14 protein-coding genes are annotated in these 14,896 nt (G+C 60.9%); 3 read left to right on the top strand and 11 right to left on the bottom strand.

Translation table 11 applies throughout. From position 1 onward, the window contains the following. Positions 1–84: 84 nt before the first annotated feature. A complete protein-coding gene (locus V3587_RS11675; RefSeq protein ID WP_200314586.1) occupies positions 85–1,020 on the bottom strand; it encodes a helix-turn-helix domain-containing protein in 936 nt (311 codons plus the stop codon). A 99-nt stretch (positions 1,021–1,119) separates the two neighbouring features. On the opposite strand from V3587_RS11675, the gene V3587_RS11670 reads away from it, so the two are divergent. The 3 genes from V3587_RS11670 to V3587_RS11660 all read left to right on the top strand — a co-directional run bounded on the left by V3587_RS11670 (position 1,120) and on the right by V3587_RS11660 (position 5,241). Beyond that, positions 1,120–2,832 carry a thiamine pyrophosphate-binding protein gene (locus V3587_RS11670; protein ID WP_283376508.1) on the top strand — a complete coding sequence of 571 codons (1,713 nt, stop codon included), beginning with the start codon at positions 1,120–1,122 and terminating at the stop codon, positions 2,830–2,832. After that, positions 2,832–3,611 carry an SDR family NAD(P)-dependent oxidoreductase gene (locus V3587_RS11665; protein ID WP_234036729.1) on the top strand — a complete coding sequence of 260 codons (780 nt, stop codon included), beginning with the start codon at positions 2,832–2,834 and terminating at the stop codon, positions 3,609–3,611. The genes V3587_RS11670 and V3587_RS11665 overlap by 1 nt, the downstream gene beginning before the upstream one ends. A gap of 91 nt (positions 3,612–3,702) precedes the next feature. After that, positions 3,703–5,241 (top strand): long-chain-fatty-acid--CoA ligase, encoded by a 1,539-nt coding sequence (locus tag V3587_RS11660; protein ID WP_124568929.1) that lies wholly within the window; start codon positions 3,703–3,705, stop codon positions 5,239–5,241. Positions 5,242–5,244: 3 nt separating this feature from the next. On the opposite strand, the gene V3587_RS11655 is transcribed toward V3587_RS11660, so the two are convergent. Genes V3587_RS11655 through V3587_RS11610 form a run of 10 tightly spaced genes read right to left on the bottom strand, consistent with a single transcriptional unit; the run spans position 5,245 to position 14,740 of the window. Further along, positions 5,245–5,886: a TetR/AcrR family transcriptional regulator gene (locus V3587_RS11655; RefSeq protein ID WP_200314592.1), complete on the bottom strand. Its 642-nt coding sequence runs from the start codon at positions 5,884–5,886 to the stop codon at positions 5,245–5,247. Between the two features lie 57 nt (positions 5,887–5,943). Continuing rightward, the gene (locus V3587_RS11650; RefSeq protein WP_283376509.1) at positions 5,944–6,498 is read right to left on the bottom strand and encodes a hypothetical protein; all 555 of its coding nucleotides are present in this window, start codon (positions 6,496–6,498) and stop codon (positions 5,944–5,946) included. Beyond that, positions 6,495–7,733, bottom strand: a complete 1,239-nt coding sequence (locus V3587_RS11645) for an MlaD family protein (RefSeq protein WP_283376510.1) — start codon at positions 7,731–7,733, stop codon at positions 6,495–6,497. The genes V3587_RS11650 and V3587_RS11645 overlap by 4 nt, the downstream gene beginning before the upstream one ends. Further along, positions 7,730–8,803, bottom strand: coding sequence for an MCE family protein (locus V3587_RS11640; RefSeq protein WP_124568925.1), 1,074 nt, complete (start codon positions 8,801–8,803; stop codon positions 7,730–7,732). Before V3587_RS11640 ends, V3587_RS11645 begins: the two co-directional genes overlap by 4 nt. Beyond that, entirely contained in the window at positions 8,803–9,882 is a 1,080-nt protein-coding gene (locus V3587_RS11635) for an MCE family protein (RefSeq protein ID WP_283376511.1), read from the bottom strand. The genes V3587_RS11640 and V3587_RS11635 overlap by 1 nt, the downstream gene beginning before the upstream one ends. After that, positions 9,879–10,871, bottom strand: a complete 993-nt coding sequence (locus tag V3587_RS11630; protein WP_283376512.1) for an MCE family protein — start codon at positions 10,869–10,871, stop codon at positions 9,879–9,881. Before V3587_RS11630 ends, V3587_RS11635 begins: the two co-directional genes overlap by 4 nt. Then, entirely contained in the window at positions 10,868–11,878 is a 1,011-nt protein-coding gene (locus V3587_RS11625) for an MCE family protein (RefSeq protein WP_283376513.1), read from the bottom strand. The genes V3587_RS11630 and V3587_RS11625 overlap by 4 nt, the downstream gene beginning before the upstream one ends. Then, a complete protein-coding gene (locus tag V3587_RS11620; RefSeq protein WP_283376514.1) occupies positions 11,875–13,059 on the bottom strand; it encodes an MCE family protein in 1,185 nt (394 codons plus the stop codon). The genes V3587_RS11625 and V3587_RS11620 overlap by 4 nt, the downstream gene beginning before the upstream one ends. Further along, positions 13,056–13,901 carry an MlaE family ABC transporter permease gene (locus V3587_RS11615; protein ID WP_095970882.1) on the bottom strand — a complete coding sequence of 282 codons (846 nt, stop codon included), beginning with the start codon at positions 13,899–13,901 and terminating at the stop codon, positions 13,056–13,058. Before V3587_RS11615 ends, V3587_RS11620 begins: the two co-directional genes overlap by 4 nt. Continuing rightward, positions 13,901–14,740, bottom strand: coding sequence for an MlaE family ABC transporter permease (locus tag V3587_RS11610; RefSeq protein ID WP_283376515.1), 840 nt, complete (start codon positions 14,738–14,740; stop codon positions 13,901–13,903). Before V3587_RS11610 ends, V3587_RS11615 begins: the two co-directional genes overlap by 1 nt. Positions 14,741–14,896: the final 156 nt, after the last annotated feature.

Here is a 14,896-nt window from a genome sequence, read left to right as displayed (position 1 = left end):
GGGGATCGGGGTGGTCACGGGACGTAGGCGGACCGCCACGCTCACAGACTTAGCGATCGTTATATAAGCGATAGGATTTACAAGCTATGTTGCTCCGTCTGCGGATGTCAATGGTCGAGGTGTTCGGCCGTGCATGAGAGTGGTGACCCGATCGGCGGCTTCCCGCACGAGTTTGCCCAGTTCGGCGATCCGCTCCCCGGTCAGTGGTGACGGGGCATCGACCAGGCAGAGGATCAGTGCCGGTGTCGAGTCCTGGGCGAAGGCGACGGCATTGACGGACAGCAGTTGATAATTGGCGTCGAGGTCGAGTGTTCCGACCGCGACATCCGCAGACAGAAGACGTCGTGCTTCTCTCAGCGCGAGTGCGGCCCTCTGGCCGCCGACTCCCGGCCCGCGCATCTCGGTGACGGCGTCGGAAATTGAACGTTCTTGTTGGCGAAGGCATTCCACGGCGAAACCGCGCTCTCGAATGGCCATGAGGATCGGCTCGTACTCCGACCGTAGAAGTGTGGCCTCCGTGTCCAATGCTTCCTTGCCGAGGAGAAACCATTCGTGAAGGTCGTCCTCGTCGAACCATGCGGCAAGGCCTGCCCCCAGTGGAGGTGCCATCAGTACATTGTCGCCGATGCGCAAGCCGAGAGTTCCGCTGCGTTTGGAGATCGGTTGAATTGCCTCGGCGACAACGAGGTCGGCGCCGGATCGGATGAATCCGAGACAGGCCAGTTCGGATGTGTCGGCCAGCTCTTGCATGACGGTACGGGAAAGATCGACGACATCGATTGCGCGGGAGGCGGCTTGGCCGATGGGAACTAGTGCCGGGCCGAGTTGGTAGGTCTTGCGGATCGGGTGACGTACGAGCCAGCCGGCCTCGGTGAGAGCGACGACCATGGGGTAGCAGGTCGCCTTTGCGACGCCGAGGTGTCGTGCGATGTCGGCGAGGCTCCGCCCCGTCGTGGGGTCGGATGCCAGCAGTTCGGTCAACATGACGATTCGATCGGTTTGGGGGGAATTTCGTGCCATGTGTTCGCATAATGCCACTCTGGCGTCGCACTGTGACCCACGATACAGTGAAATGACTTAGCGATCGTTAATCAAGCAACGAGATTCGGAAGGAAATACATGATTGTCAACGGTGGCGAACTACTGGCCAGGGCACTAGCCGAAGCGGGCACTACCGAGGTCTTCACCCTCCATGGAGGGCATTTGGATGCTTTCCTCGTAGCTTGTCGGCGACACGGCATTCGGCTCACCGACACTCGACACGAAGCCACTGCGGGACACGCTGCGGATGCATACGCGCGGGTGACGGGCAATTACGGCGTTTGTGTGGTCACCTCCGGCCCAGGCTTCACCAATGTCTACACCGCGCTGACCAATGCACTCCTCGATCGCACTCCGACTGTCTTCGTCGTCGGTGCTCCGCCGATGCGCGAGACCGAGACGAATCCGCTTCAGGGTGGTTTCGATCAGATTGCCGCGGCCGTTCCAGTGACCAAGTGGGCATATCGCATCACCGATCCGGCGCGCGTTCCCGAGATAGTTGCTCTGGCAATTCGTAAGGCGACGACCGGAATTCCGGGGCCCGTGTTGCTGGAAGCGCCGATCGACGTGATGTTCGGTGAAGCCGACGAGGACACCGTGAGGTTTCCGGTGAACTACACCCTGAGTGCGAGGTCGGGTCCGACTGCCGCGGCGGTCGAGGCCGCTCTCGATCTGCTCGGTGAAGCGACGAACCCCGCTATTGTGATCGGCGGCGGCGTCACTTTCTCCCACGCGAGCGAGGCACTTGTGGCGTTCGCGGAAACGGTGGACGTGCCGGTGTTCTACCCCGGGAAGTCCGATGGAGCAGTACCCGCAAGCCATCGACTCGCCGGCGGCGGGTTGCTGGCAATCGGTTCATTGCCTGCCCTCGGGCAGCCGACGCCCGACGTGGTGTTCGTTGTCGGGGCCCGCGCCGGAATGTTCACCGGCGGACGCACCAGTTTGTTCCCCGGTGCGCGGTTGGTTCAGATCGACGTCGACGCGTCCGAAATCGGACGTATGCAGGATGTGGACGTTCCGATACTTGCCGACTGTCGAGAAGCACTAATCGCGTTGAAAACTGCTGCTGAGCAACGTCAATGGCCCGATTGGAGCGCCTGGGTCGATGCCGCCACCAGTGCGAAACACGCGCACCGGCATGGTTTCGAGGACCAAGCGACGGAAAGCGGTAAGGCGCATCCGTACTTTGCAGCGCGCGCGATCGTCGAAGCCTGCCCGCCTGGTACGACTTTCGTGATGGACGGTGCCGAGGCCCCGTCGTGGGGTGAATTCTTCACGACCACCGAAGTAGTTGGTGGTGTCTTGAGGCTCGGCTACCTCGGGTGTCTGGGTGTCGGGCCGGGTTTCGCAATCGGCGCACATCGAGCACGACCGGAATCACCGGTCGTACTCATTACGGGTGACGGCGCCGCAGGATTCCACATCCAGGAATTCGACACGATGGCCCGTCACGGAATACCGGTTGTGACAGTGATATTCAACAATGCAGTGTGGGGGATGTCGATCCACGGCCAGGAAGCGGTGTACGGGGACGAAGGAATTGTCGTGTCCGAACTCGCAGACAGTGCATACGAGAAAGTTGCCGAGGCCTTTGGTGGATATGGTGAGCGTGTGAAGGACGTCGCCTCCATTGCCGACGCTATGAAACGTGCGTTCGACGCGGGGGTTCCTGCATGTATCAACGTCGAGGTGGACCCGCACGTGGTCCACCCCATCACGACGATGATGCTGGGCGACGTCACGAGTACGGACGAAATCGTTGTCCCGTACTACGAGAACATTCCTCGCTGATGCCCGGGCGAATGGAAGGTGCGGTAGCCGTCGTCATCGGCGGCGCCTCCGGTATCGGTTGGGCAACAGCGCAATTGCTGGCCGCTGGAGGGGTGATCGTCGTGATCGGTGACATCGACGTCGAAGGCGGGCGGAAACGCGCCGTAGAACTCGGTGGGCGAGCTGAAGCAGTCCGGGTCGACGTCGTCGACGAAGAATCGGTCAAGGCGATATTCGAGGGGGCGAAGGCGCAGCACGGTCGGTTGGATATCGCGGTCAATTGTGCAGGGGTGAATCTGCCGGGCTTCATCACGGATTTGGAGGCGCAAACTTGGCAGCGAACCGTTGACATCTGTCTCACCGGAGGTTTCTTCGTGATCAAGCATGCTGCGCGTGCCATGACTGCCGGTGGATCGATCGTGTCGATCACCTCGCTGAACGCACGACAGGCAGCAGCAGGTTTTGCGGGATACTGCTCCGCGAAAGCGGGCCTCGCCATGCTCACCGAGGTGGCGGCACTCGAACTCGGAGACCGGGGGATACGCGTCAACGCGGTTTCGCCAGGTCTTGTCGAAACGCCTCTTGTCGAGGGTCTCACCGGTGTTCCGGCTATTCAGGCGGACTTCACGGAGAACACTCCGCTCGGCCGTAACGGGTTGCCTCGCGACGTTGCCGAAGCGGTGTTCTTCCTCGCCTCCGATGCTTCTTCGTGGATCACGGGTGAGGTTCTCGATGTCAACGGCGGTGCTCACTTGCGTCGGTACCCGGACGTGATGAAACACATCGAGGCGATGCAATAGCTCGTCGAGAGTTCGTCGGTTAGACAGCGCTCGGGCGTCGTGCACACGCCTGGGCCGGAAGTTATGTCCAATCCAGAAGGGGATTTTCACGATGTGCTCACAATATCGCCTTGCCGATGAGTCTCGACGCCACGCTGCTGCGCGACCGGACGCCCTCGCGTTGACAGGTCGAGACGGGTCGATGACGTTTGCCGAGCTCGACCTCCGTACCAGTCGGCTGGCCAACGTTCTTCTCGACCTGGGTTGTAGCTCGGGAACCAGGGTGGCCGTGGTGGACAGAAGCTCGACTCAAGTCGTCGAGATCGTACTTGCGGCAGCAAAGATCGGGGCAGTGGCAATCCCGATCAATTGGCGGTTGTCCGGCGCCGAGGTTGCCGAGGTGCTCGCCGACGCGGACGCTCGGGTGTTGTTCTTCCACAGTGAATTCGAGGGCGTGGTGTCGGCGGTGCAGGCATCGGGAGTCACGAAGCTGCGCGTTGTGAAGATCGACGGTTCCGAGGAGTTCGACTACGAAGCTCGATCGGCAGGCGCAAGTTCGGTCGATCCGGGATGGCGCGGAAGCCTGGACGACGTTGTACTGCAACTGTATACATCCGGAACCACGGCAAAACCCAAAGGCGTTCTCACGTCCAACAGGAACCTGGAAGCATGCACGCGAACCGGTGGGCCATGGGGATTCGACGAATCCTCGGTCAGCTTGTGTGCGATGCCACTGTTCCACATCGGCGGATTGGGTTGGGTACTCGTGGGACTCGCGAATGGAGCCCACAACGTCGTTCTCCCGGAATTCACACCTGACGGTCTGTTGGAAGTAATGGAAGGGATGAGTATCACCAATACCTTCCTCGTGCCTTCCGTCATCGGGATGCTGGTCGACGTGCCAGGTGCGCGAGAGCGCAATTTCGCAACTCTCCGATCCATCGCCTACGGTTCTTCCCCGATCACACCGTCGGTCTTGAAGCGAGCTCTCGAGACGTTCCGCACGCCCCTGTTCCAGGTCTACGGGCTGACCGAAACGCATGGAGCAGTAACGCAACTCGATTCTTGTGACCATGCAGTGGACGGCGAGAACGTCGGACTGCTGCGCTCGGTGGGAAAACCGTACCCCTGGGTGGAACTGAAGGTGATGTCACCGGAAGGCGAGGAAGTTGCGATCGGCGAGGCCGGCGAGATCTATGTCAGGTCTCCTCAAACGACCGAAGGCTACTACCGACGTCCGGAAGAGACTGCCGCTGCGATAGATGCCGACGGGTGGTTCCATACCGGCGACGTGGGACGGGTCGACAGCGAGGGCTACGTCTACATCACCGATCGGATGAAGGACATGATCATCACGGGTGGAGAGAACGTCTATCCCATCGAAGTCGAATCGGTCATCGCCGATTATCCGGGAGTATCCCAAGTCGCCGTCATCGGAGTGGAGGATCCACTGTGGGGCGAGGCGGTCAAAGCCGTCGTAGTTGCTGCTGCAGGACATCAACTCGATACCGACGTGATTTCGGGTTTCGTCCGAAGCCGACTTGCCGGTTACAAGTGCCCCAAGTCCATCGAGATAGTCACCGAACTCCCGTTGGGCGCTACGGGCAAGATCCTCAAGCGTGAACTTCGGGCGCGATACACGACGGTGTGAGAATCAACGTGCACGCTTGCGGCTGGGTTTGCATCCAACCGTGTTCAGTGCGATCACGGCGTACTTCTGAGCCACCTCTGCCGGGGTGAGTTCTCCCTCCGCGTGATACCAACGCGGAATCGACTGGCACATCGCGAGCAGCGCGCGCGTGGTCTCGGGTATGTCCGCCACCGAGAAGACGCCTCGTTCCGCGCCTTCCGTCACGATGCCCAGTACCAGTTCCTCGACACCCTTTCGTACGACGCGGTATCGCTGGCGGTTTTCGGGGCTGAGGTACCGCACCTCGCCCTCGAGAGCCGCAAGGCGTGACCGGGTGGTCATGCGAAGGACGATCGCTTCGACGACATTGGTGAGCTGTTGCCGGGGGTCGTCTCCACCGTCGGCGTAGGCGGTGTGTGCTCGTGCGAGCACGTCGCTGGTCGAAACTTCCAGGAGAGCAAGAAGAATCCCTTCCTTGCTCTGGTGGTGGTAGTAGAGAGCGGGAATAGTGACACCGACACGACGCGCGATCTCGCGTACCGACGTTCCGTGGAATCCGTTGTCGTAGAATCCTTCGAGGGCGGCTTCCAGGATAGGAGTCAGCTCGAGCGGCTCGATCCGTCGCCAACTGGCTGTGGCGTCCTTCGCCGAATCTTTCGTGGCCATACGGGTCCCCTAGCTATCGCTCGATAATGCTCGGGGAGATACTACGCCGTGACGAGGTCACAACAACTGCACGTTGCTCAGTTTCCACTCGCCGTCCTCGCGGACCAGCGACAGTTGCATGCGGTTGCGGTCGATCCTCGGATCCGGGGAGTTGGTGTTCGTAATCGTCTGATCGAGGAAAACGAGCACCTCGGCATTGTCCCGGTCGCTGCTCGCCAGCCCGGCAGAAATGATCTGAGCGGACGAGGTCGCCTGATACTGCACGATCATGTTCTGCAGATTGGCGGCCACCTGGGCGTACTGGCCGGCAAACTCGCCGACGGAGTTGTCGCGCACCACGGAGAGGTTCTGATCGAGGTTCTGGAAGTTGTACGTCGCAAGATCAGTGGCGAATTGCCGTCCGCTGTCCAGTGCGCTGGTGCGGGCGTCTTCGTCGATCGATCTCTGCCAGGTCGCGAAGGCGCCCCAGCCGAGCGCCGCTACGACGACCAAGGCGCCGGCAACGATCAGCAGGGTCGGCTTGCGAAGGCGCGTGGGCTTCTCGACGACTGTGGTTGTTGGACTCTCGGAGATCTGGGGCTCGGGTGTCTCGGACTGGGGTGTCTCGGTCATTGCGTTCCTTGTACTAGTAGTGCGGCAAACGAGTTGTCACCGAGAACGGTGTTCTGACCACCGTTGAGGCCCAGACGAATCGACGTTCCGTCACCGGCCGCAACCGTTCCGAGGGCAGGATCGTATTCGGCAACCCCGTCGATCGTTCCAGTTCCGGTGGGGACGTTCTGTGAGCCGCGATTCTGGATCCGGCCCGACTGGTCCGCGCAGTGTTGGTTCTTGTCGAGCGTGGTCGGTGAGGTGTCCTGTACCGATCGCCGGGGCGTGTCGTAGATACAAACCGGACCCAGTGCTGTGATCAGATCAAGCTGAGCGCGTCCGTCTTCGACGATACTTCCGAACTTCTCGAAACCTTTGGGTACCACCACCAACAAGGCATCGACCGCGGGCATCCGTGCGGTGACGATCTGAGTGGAGACGAGAGAATTGGCCAACAGAAGACTGAACGGCTCGCGGCTCTGTTCGATGAGAGGCAGTATCTGATTGTCGAGAACGCTCGGGCTTCGATCGAGGAGAGTGCGCAGTTGCGGATCGGAGTTTCGTACCTGATCTGTCAATTGGCTAAGTGTGAGTGCAACTTCGGGAAGAGCGTCGACATTCTCCTCGTTCGCAGCAAACAATGAGCGCGAGTTCTCGACGAGCGTGTTGATACGGGGCTGATCGGCTTGAACGGTGCGCGCAAGCACGTCGAAGTTGTCGACGAGCGCCTGCAGATCCGGACCCAATCCGTTCAATCCCTCGCCGAGTTCGTGCGAGAGTGTCCGTAGGTCTGCCGGATCGACAGTGTCGGCAGCAGCGTTGAAGTTCGCTATCACGGTTCCCAACGCGACCGGGATCGATGTGCGCTCAGTCGGAACAACTGAGCCTTCATGCAGATACGGGCCGCCGTCGGTCTGCGAAGACAACTGAACTTTCAGTACCGGGACTGCGGTGTCCTGGCTGATGGCCGCATGCGAATCGTCGGGGATCTGTTGGTCGGCGGCGATGCTCAGCGTCATCACGACGAGGTCCCGGGCAGAGTCAACCTCCACCGACTCGACGTCGCCGACGGTGACTCCGCGATAGGCCACTTCCGAACCCGGAGCGATTCCAGCCGCGTTCTCCAATTCGACGGTGACCGAGAATGTTCCGGTGAAGGGATCGCCAGCACCTACTTGTCGGAGCACATACGTCGTGCTGACCACCGCGATGAGGAGAAAGGCGACGATCTCGAAATAGACGGTTCGGTTCTTCATCGCGTTCCTCCTTGCAGGGGTGTCGTGATCGGCAGTTCCCGATCGGAGGCGGGCAGAGGTGGCAGTGGCGGTGCGGCGCCCGGAATTATCTCGTTGAGCACTCCGGTCACGGTGCCCTCGACATCGACGTCGAGGTCGATGTTCACGTAATCACCCGGGCTGGCGCGCTCGAGGAGCACTCTCGCATTGTCCAGGTTGGCCATCGTCTCACCCAGTGTCGGGCCCATTGCCGAGAACTGGTCGAGGATAGGTGACAGACGTCCGGTTATCTCTGATATCTGGTCGGCCGACTGGTCGAGTACGGAATTGGTTGCGGTACTGAGTCTGTCGGTTTCGTCGAGTAGATCGAGGAGCGGTTGTCGTTGGTCGGCGATCACGCCCAATGCGGGTGTGAGTGTGCGCAAGCCTTCGTCGATGGTGGCGCTCTCGTCGCCGATGAGAGCGCTCAGCCGATTCAGCGAGTCCAGCGCCGAGTTGATCGATTCCTTTCGGTCTTCGAGTGTCCCGAGAAAAGTGTCCAGGCGCCCAAGTAGATCGCGGATCGTCTCTTCCCTGCCGTCGAGAATCTGATCAGCCTCGCTCACGATGGTCTTGACCTGTGCCAACCCACTGCCGTTCAACAAAGTTCCGACGGCGCCGAGTAGTTGTGCGACGTCGGGTCCGCGGACGGTCTCCGAACGCTCGATGGTGGAACCTGGTACGAGCATGGGGCCGGTTGAATCGACCGGAACTTCGAGGTTGACGAACGCATCGCCGATCGGGGTGGACAACTCGATCCGAGCGCGGGTGCCGGTGGGTAGTTCGATATCGGATTCGATCTCGGTATGTACTACGGCTGCAAAGGTTTCCGCGCTCATCGACGTGACTCTGCCGACCACTGCCTGACCGATACGCACCTCGCCGCCGACGGGAAGCAATGACGCATCGACGAATTCCATGTTCAGCGGGTACGACTCTCCCGGCAGAGAGCGCCCGAGAGGGAGGTGCTGGAAGTTGAGACTGCAGCCGGTCAAAGGCGCCGCGATGGCGAGTGCCACGACAACGCTCACTACGGACTTGTTCGACGCCATCAGTTACCCCCACCGAGGATGCGTGCCAGGTCGGAGCTGCCTGCCGAGGGAAATTCGATGGGATTGACGATTCCGGGCCCTGTGCACAGCGGAATCGGCATCTTCTCGCACAGTTCTCGTGTCGTGTCGAACTGTGAGAGATCGGTGGCGACGTTCAACCGTGCTCTGGCTCGGCCTTCTTCGGTGACGAGGTTGGAAACGTTCTCGAATCCCGTTGGTGCCGTTTCAATGATCTCGCGCAATTGGTCCTGTTTGGTCGCGACTGCGCCGGCCAACTGTGCAAGCGTACCCAGATCGGCGGTGACCGCCTCGCCGTGTTCGGCGAGTAGCGCTGAGACCTGTCCGAGCAACGTGGTCAGGGAATCGAGCGCCCCGCTGATGTCTTCTCGCTGGGTACCGAACGCGCGTGCCGTGACGGTCACCGAGTTCGACAGCGAGTCGACCTGGATCTGGTTGTCCGCGATCAACTGCACGAGGGTGTTCAGGTTCTTCACCAGTTCGGAGATGTCAGGACTCGCGCCGGCCAGTACCGAACTGGCCTGTGAGATGGACTGCACGGCATCGTTGAATGCTTGCCCGTTGCCGTCCAACGCGTGAGCGCCTTCTCCGATGAGGTCACCGATCCCACCGCCGTCGGCGCCAGGGCCGAGCGCGACCGTCAGTTCGTTCACCGATGCGGTGAGCTGGTCCCATGTCAGCGGGGAGTGAGTTCGTTCGAGAGGGATCACTGCGCCGTCCGCGAGGAATTCACCGTCCTCGTATCCGGGCCCGAGTTCGATTGTGCGGTCACTGATGACCGAGGGAGAAAGGACCCAGGCCTGCGCGTCGGCCGGTATACGTGTTCCGGATGGCAGGCTCAGCGCCACTCGAACCCGGGACCCTTCCGGCGTGACGCTCTCGACCCTTCCGCTGGGAACTCCCAGAATCGTCACCGTGTTACCGGTGAAGATTGCGTCGGTCGAGGTGAATTCGGCGGTGAGAGTGAGTCGGTGTTCGTCACGCGTGACGAACAGGACGGCACCGATCGCGCAGATCACTATCGCTGCCAGCACGGCGTGTTTCTTGACGGTCGTGGTCATCGACACCCCTGAACGAGCCCGACGACGCACAACCAGTTGTCCGGGATGAGTGTGGAGGGTGAGTTGAGATCGAGCCAGTTGCCGTTGCCGGTCGCGTTCGTGACGTACCGAACGCTGGGTGCGAAGTTGTCGAGCAGCGTCGTCAGTGATTGTTCGTTCTCGGACAGAACTCCCGTCACCTCGTGGATGTCTCCCAAGACCGAGTCGACCAATGCCTGATTGTCACCGAGGAACTGGGCAATGGTGGTGCTCAACTGATTCAGGTCTTGTACGAGCGCAGTCAGCACATCTCGCCGGTCGGCGATCGTTGACATCACCAGATCCGCATTTCCCAGAAGGGTTTCCAGCGTGTCCTTCTGCTCGATCAACGTTGTGGTCGTCTGCTGCGCTCCGGTGAGAAGGGAACGGAATGCATCGTCGTTGTCGTCGACTACTCCGGAGAGTGCGTCGATTCCCTCGAGTGAGCGGCGAATGAGTTCGGGATCGTCCGGTGAGTTGTCGGACACCACGGTCAGCATATTTCGCAGTTGTTGCAGATCAAGGTTTTCCGAAGTGGTTTGTGCTCCTCGTCCGAGATCGTCGAGAGTGAACGGAACACTCGTGTTCTCGATGGGAATGGTCGAACCTCCGGGGAGCGAGCGCGATCCGTTCGGAGTGATGTCGAGCGAGCGTCGGCCGAGCAGAGTCGAGATCTTGATGTCCGCACGGGAGTCTTCGCCGAGTGTGACGCCGTCGTCGAGTCGGAAGGTGACTTCAACGGAGTTGCCGCTGACCGCCAACGAGGTGACCACCCCGCTCGGGACTCCTGCGACGTTGACCGGATCGTCCTGCGTCAATCCGGTGGCGTTGGCAAAGACGGCGTGATACTCGTTGGTCTTGACCTTCAATATCAGTTGAGGGACAACGAGTGCGGCCAGAACTACACAGACTCCGACGAGAATGCAGATGATTCCGTTGCGGACCGGGTTCTTGACGGTGAGCCAGTTCATCGGCACACCGCCGAACGCTCGGGGCCGCCGAGAGTCACCGACTGGTCCAGCGCGCTGAGTCGGAAGTTGCAGATGTAGATGTTCGCCCAGCTTCCGTAGCTCATCGCGATCCCCAACTGGGTGAACAATTGATCGAAGGCGGTGATACCGGTCGCCAGCGACTCCCGATTGTCGACGACGACCCGAGCCGATTGATCGACGGAAGTCAGCGCGCCAGCCAACTCGGGTTCCACGCGCGTCACGAGGTCCTGAAGGGAAGAAGTCAGGGAACCCGCGGAATCAACTGCGGCCGAGATCTGTTGGCGGTCCTGTGCCAAACCGCCGACCAGTGTGTCGAGCGTGTTGATCATCTCGACGAAGTTGGGTCGATTCGTCGTGGTGACGGTGAGTACCCGGTCCAGGTTGGTCAGTAGTTGGTCCAAGATCGCGTCTCGGGACGTCAAGTTCTCGGTGACGACAACAGTGCGCTCCAGCAGGCTTTCGATGGTGGAACCTTGTCCTTGGAATACCTGGACGACGTGTGCGGCAAGCTCGTTGACTTCGGTGGGGTCGAGCGCGTCGAACAGGGGACGGAAGCCGCCGAGGATGTCGGTGAGGTCGATCGCGGGCTGAGTCTGTTCGACGGGAATGGTGGCCCCGGGGGAGAGGTAATTGCCGGTTGCGCCCCCGTCTTGCCCTGGTTCGATCGAGATCGTCCGTGCCCCCAACAGATCCGCATACCTCACCACCGCCCGACCGCCGGTCGGAATGCGTTGTGTGGATTCGAGTTCGAAGCCGACGACGGCTTGGTTGTTCACCAACTCGACGCTGTCGACGCGCCCGACTCGGACTCCGGCGATCTGGACATCACTGCCGGTGACCAGACCGGATGCATTGACGAAGACAGCCTGGTACTGCGAGCTCGACCCGGAGACGGGGTTGATCAGGGTGCTCACCACGACGACGGTGGCGAGAATTGACAGTGCGGCAAACAATCCGAACCTGATCAGAGATTTCTTCACGCTCATCTGCCCACCATCGTCGTGCCGCGAAATACCGGCCCCGCCACGAGAGTATCCAAGGCTGTACCGCCCTGGGTGATAGCTGAGATCAGGGATTGTTCGGCAGGGCTGCCGACCGGGCCGACGGTTCCGCCGAACGCGGTCGCGGAGGCAGGACAGTTGGGGCCGCGGGTCCCGTCGTATTGCGGGCAGTCGGTCTTTCCGTACGGATACAGATCTGTGACAGACAACCGTAGGTCGGTGCTGAGCCACGGACCGTGGGCCAACGCGGGCGGAAGTTCGATCGTGAGATTGCGCAGGCCGTTGTAGAAGGTGGTGATGTGGTCTGGCCGCGAAGTGATTGCACCGGTGAGGGAATCGGCGTCGTCGATCAAGGTGATCATGCGGTCACGATTGTCACCGATCAGACTTGTGGCGGCAGATCCCGTGCTGGTGCCCGCCCGCAGAAGCCCCGCCAATCCGTCGGATTTCTCGACGACGGTCTTGGATGTGGTGATGGAGTTCTCGAATGCGGCGAGCATGTCCGGCGCACTCGTCGAGAGACTGTCGGCGAGCGTGGCTATGTCGTCGAGGTCGTCGCCGAGTCCGTCGATGACGGGCTGCGCACCGACCAACGCTTGACGGACTGAATCGAGAGACTCGCCGATCTGGTTTCCCTTGCCGCTCATCGCATCAGAGACTGCCGTGAGCGCCACGTTGATGTCGGCGGGGTCGAGGGAAGAAACGAGCGAGTAGATCCGTGAGATCGATTGGTAGAGCTGGACCGCGACTTCGGACTGATCGGATACCAACTCGGTGCCCGGTGCGAGAGCAGGACCACGCGAGAGTTCGTCAGGTTGAATGAGGTCTACGAAGAAGTCGCCGAAGATGTTGCGGGGCATCAGCCGCACCTGACTTGTCGACGGTATGTCCTCGAACGCACCCTCGTCGATTGCGAGCGAGATGGTGGAAGCGGTGGTGCCAGGCTCGATGTCGGCGACCGAACCGACGACGACCCCGCGGTACTGAACCGATGATCCGACTCTCAACGCACCGGCGCCGGCGGGGACGACAGCACTGACCTGCGGTGTGGAACTGAACGTGTCCGTGCCCCTGCTGAACAAGAAGACGTAGGCGACGATCAGCAGGACTACCGCAAGTAAACCACGCAGTGCCAGTGCAATTCGACTGGTGTCCGTGACGATCATCCGGTCAACCCGGGAACCTGAGGTTTGAGTCCCCAGAGCGCGATGGTCATGGCGACGTCGGTGAAGGCAAGGAAGACGATGCTGGTGCGCAGCGCTCGTCCGGCTGCTCGGCCGACGCCTTCAGGTCCACCCGTCGCGGTATAACCGTAGTAGCAGTGCACGAGGGTCACGACGACCGCGAACACCATGACTTTTATCAAGGACAACCAGATGTCGTTGGGAGAGAGGAAAAGACTGAAGTAGTAGCCGTATGTTCCTTCCGACTGGCCTTTGACCCGGATCACCGCAAGCGCAGTTGCCATGTACGAAGCGAACAGGCCGACGAGGTACAGCGGGACCACCGCGATGAGCGCCGCGATCATTCGGGTGGTGACCAGGTACCGCAGCGAGGGAATCGCCATGACCTCGAGTGCGTCGATTTCCTCGGAGATCCGCATGGCTCCGAGCTGCGCGGTGAATCCGGTTCCGACCTTGGCAGCCAGGGTGATTGCGGCAACGAGTGGGGCGACCTCGCGAGTATTCGCGATGGCGGACATCACGCCGGAAAGCGGTGCGAGGCCGACGAGGTTGAGTCCGCGGTAGCCCTCGAGTCCGATCTGGGAACCTGCGAAGAACGAGATCGCGAAGATCACGACGACGCTGCCGCCGCCGGCGAGCAGGGTGCCAGAACCGAAGGCCACCTGGGCGACGAGACGGGCGACTTCACGCCAATAGCGCTTGAGGGTTGCCGGAATCGAGGTGATGACACGCGCGTGGAACGTGAACTGATCGCCGAGGCGACTCAGGCCGTCGACGGTGCGCGAACTGACACGTTTGGCACGAATTGCGATGGGCAGGTGCATCAATAGGCACCTTTCACCGAGACGAACAGCGGGTAGAACTGAGTAATTGCGAGGTTGGCGACAAACACGAGAACGAACGAGAGCACGACGGTCTCGTTGACGGCATCGCCGACGCCTTGGGCTCCACGCTTGACGGTCAGGCCTTTGTAGCAGGCCACGATTCCCGAGATGAGCGCAAAGGCAACGGCTTTGATGCCGGAGACGACGAAATCGCTGGGCTGACTGAATTGAACGAGATTGCGCAGGAAGCTCTGGGCGTTGCCGTCGAGGATCAGGACGTGCACGAAGAGGCTTGCGCCCAAACCGATTACGAGAACTATCGAGTTCAGGAGAAGGCAGACGACGGCGATGGCGATCATCCGCGGGACGACCAGGCGTTCGAGTACCGGCAGTCCCAGCACTTCGAGCGCATCGATTTCCTCACGGATCGTTCGCGCGCCCAAGTCTGCGCAGATTGCGGAACCGCCGACGCCGGCGATGATCAGGGCGCACACCAGAGGCCCGGCCTGTCCGATGATGAGGAACGCGACCACGGCACCGCTGTACGCACCTGCACCGATTTGATCTGCGAGCGCACCGATCTGCAGCGCCACTCCCACGCCGAGGGGAATCATCACCAGCGCCGAGGCGACCGAGGTGACGTGGGCGAGAAACCACATCTGGTCGAGCGCCTCACGCCAGGCGAGACGCTTGCGTCGCAGGGTCGTGATCACAGCAACGCACACGCGAACGGTGAAGGTGAACAGCAGTCCGACTTCGGACAGCAGGTTCGAGAACATGTTCGTCCTGGCGGGGGAGGCGGGTGTTGCGTCCCCGGTTGTTCCAAGTTCGGTGCTCACGCCATCCCCCTTTCCGGCCGCATCGTTCTGGTCGGGTTTCTTCGGTCACATTCGGAAGCTCGAAGTGCTCCAGGTCACGTTCGGAGACGGTATCAGGAAACTGACTCTGAAGTAAGTTCCAATTCGGGCATGCCATCACAAGGCGTGAATGTGGAC

The sequence above is a fragment of the Rhodococcus sp. IEGM 1306 genome (genome assembly GCF_036541985.1).
Lineage (GTDB): Bacteria > Actinomycetota > Actinomycetes > Mycobacteriales > Mycobacteriaceae > Rhodococcus_F > Rhodococcus_F qingshengii.
The sequence above is the reverse complement of the archived record's forward strand: the minus strand, read 5'-3'. Positions and strand labels throughout refer to the sequence as shown.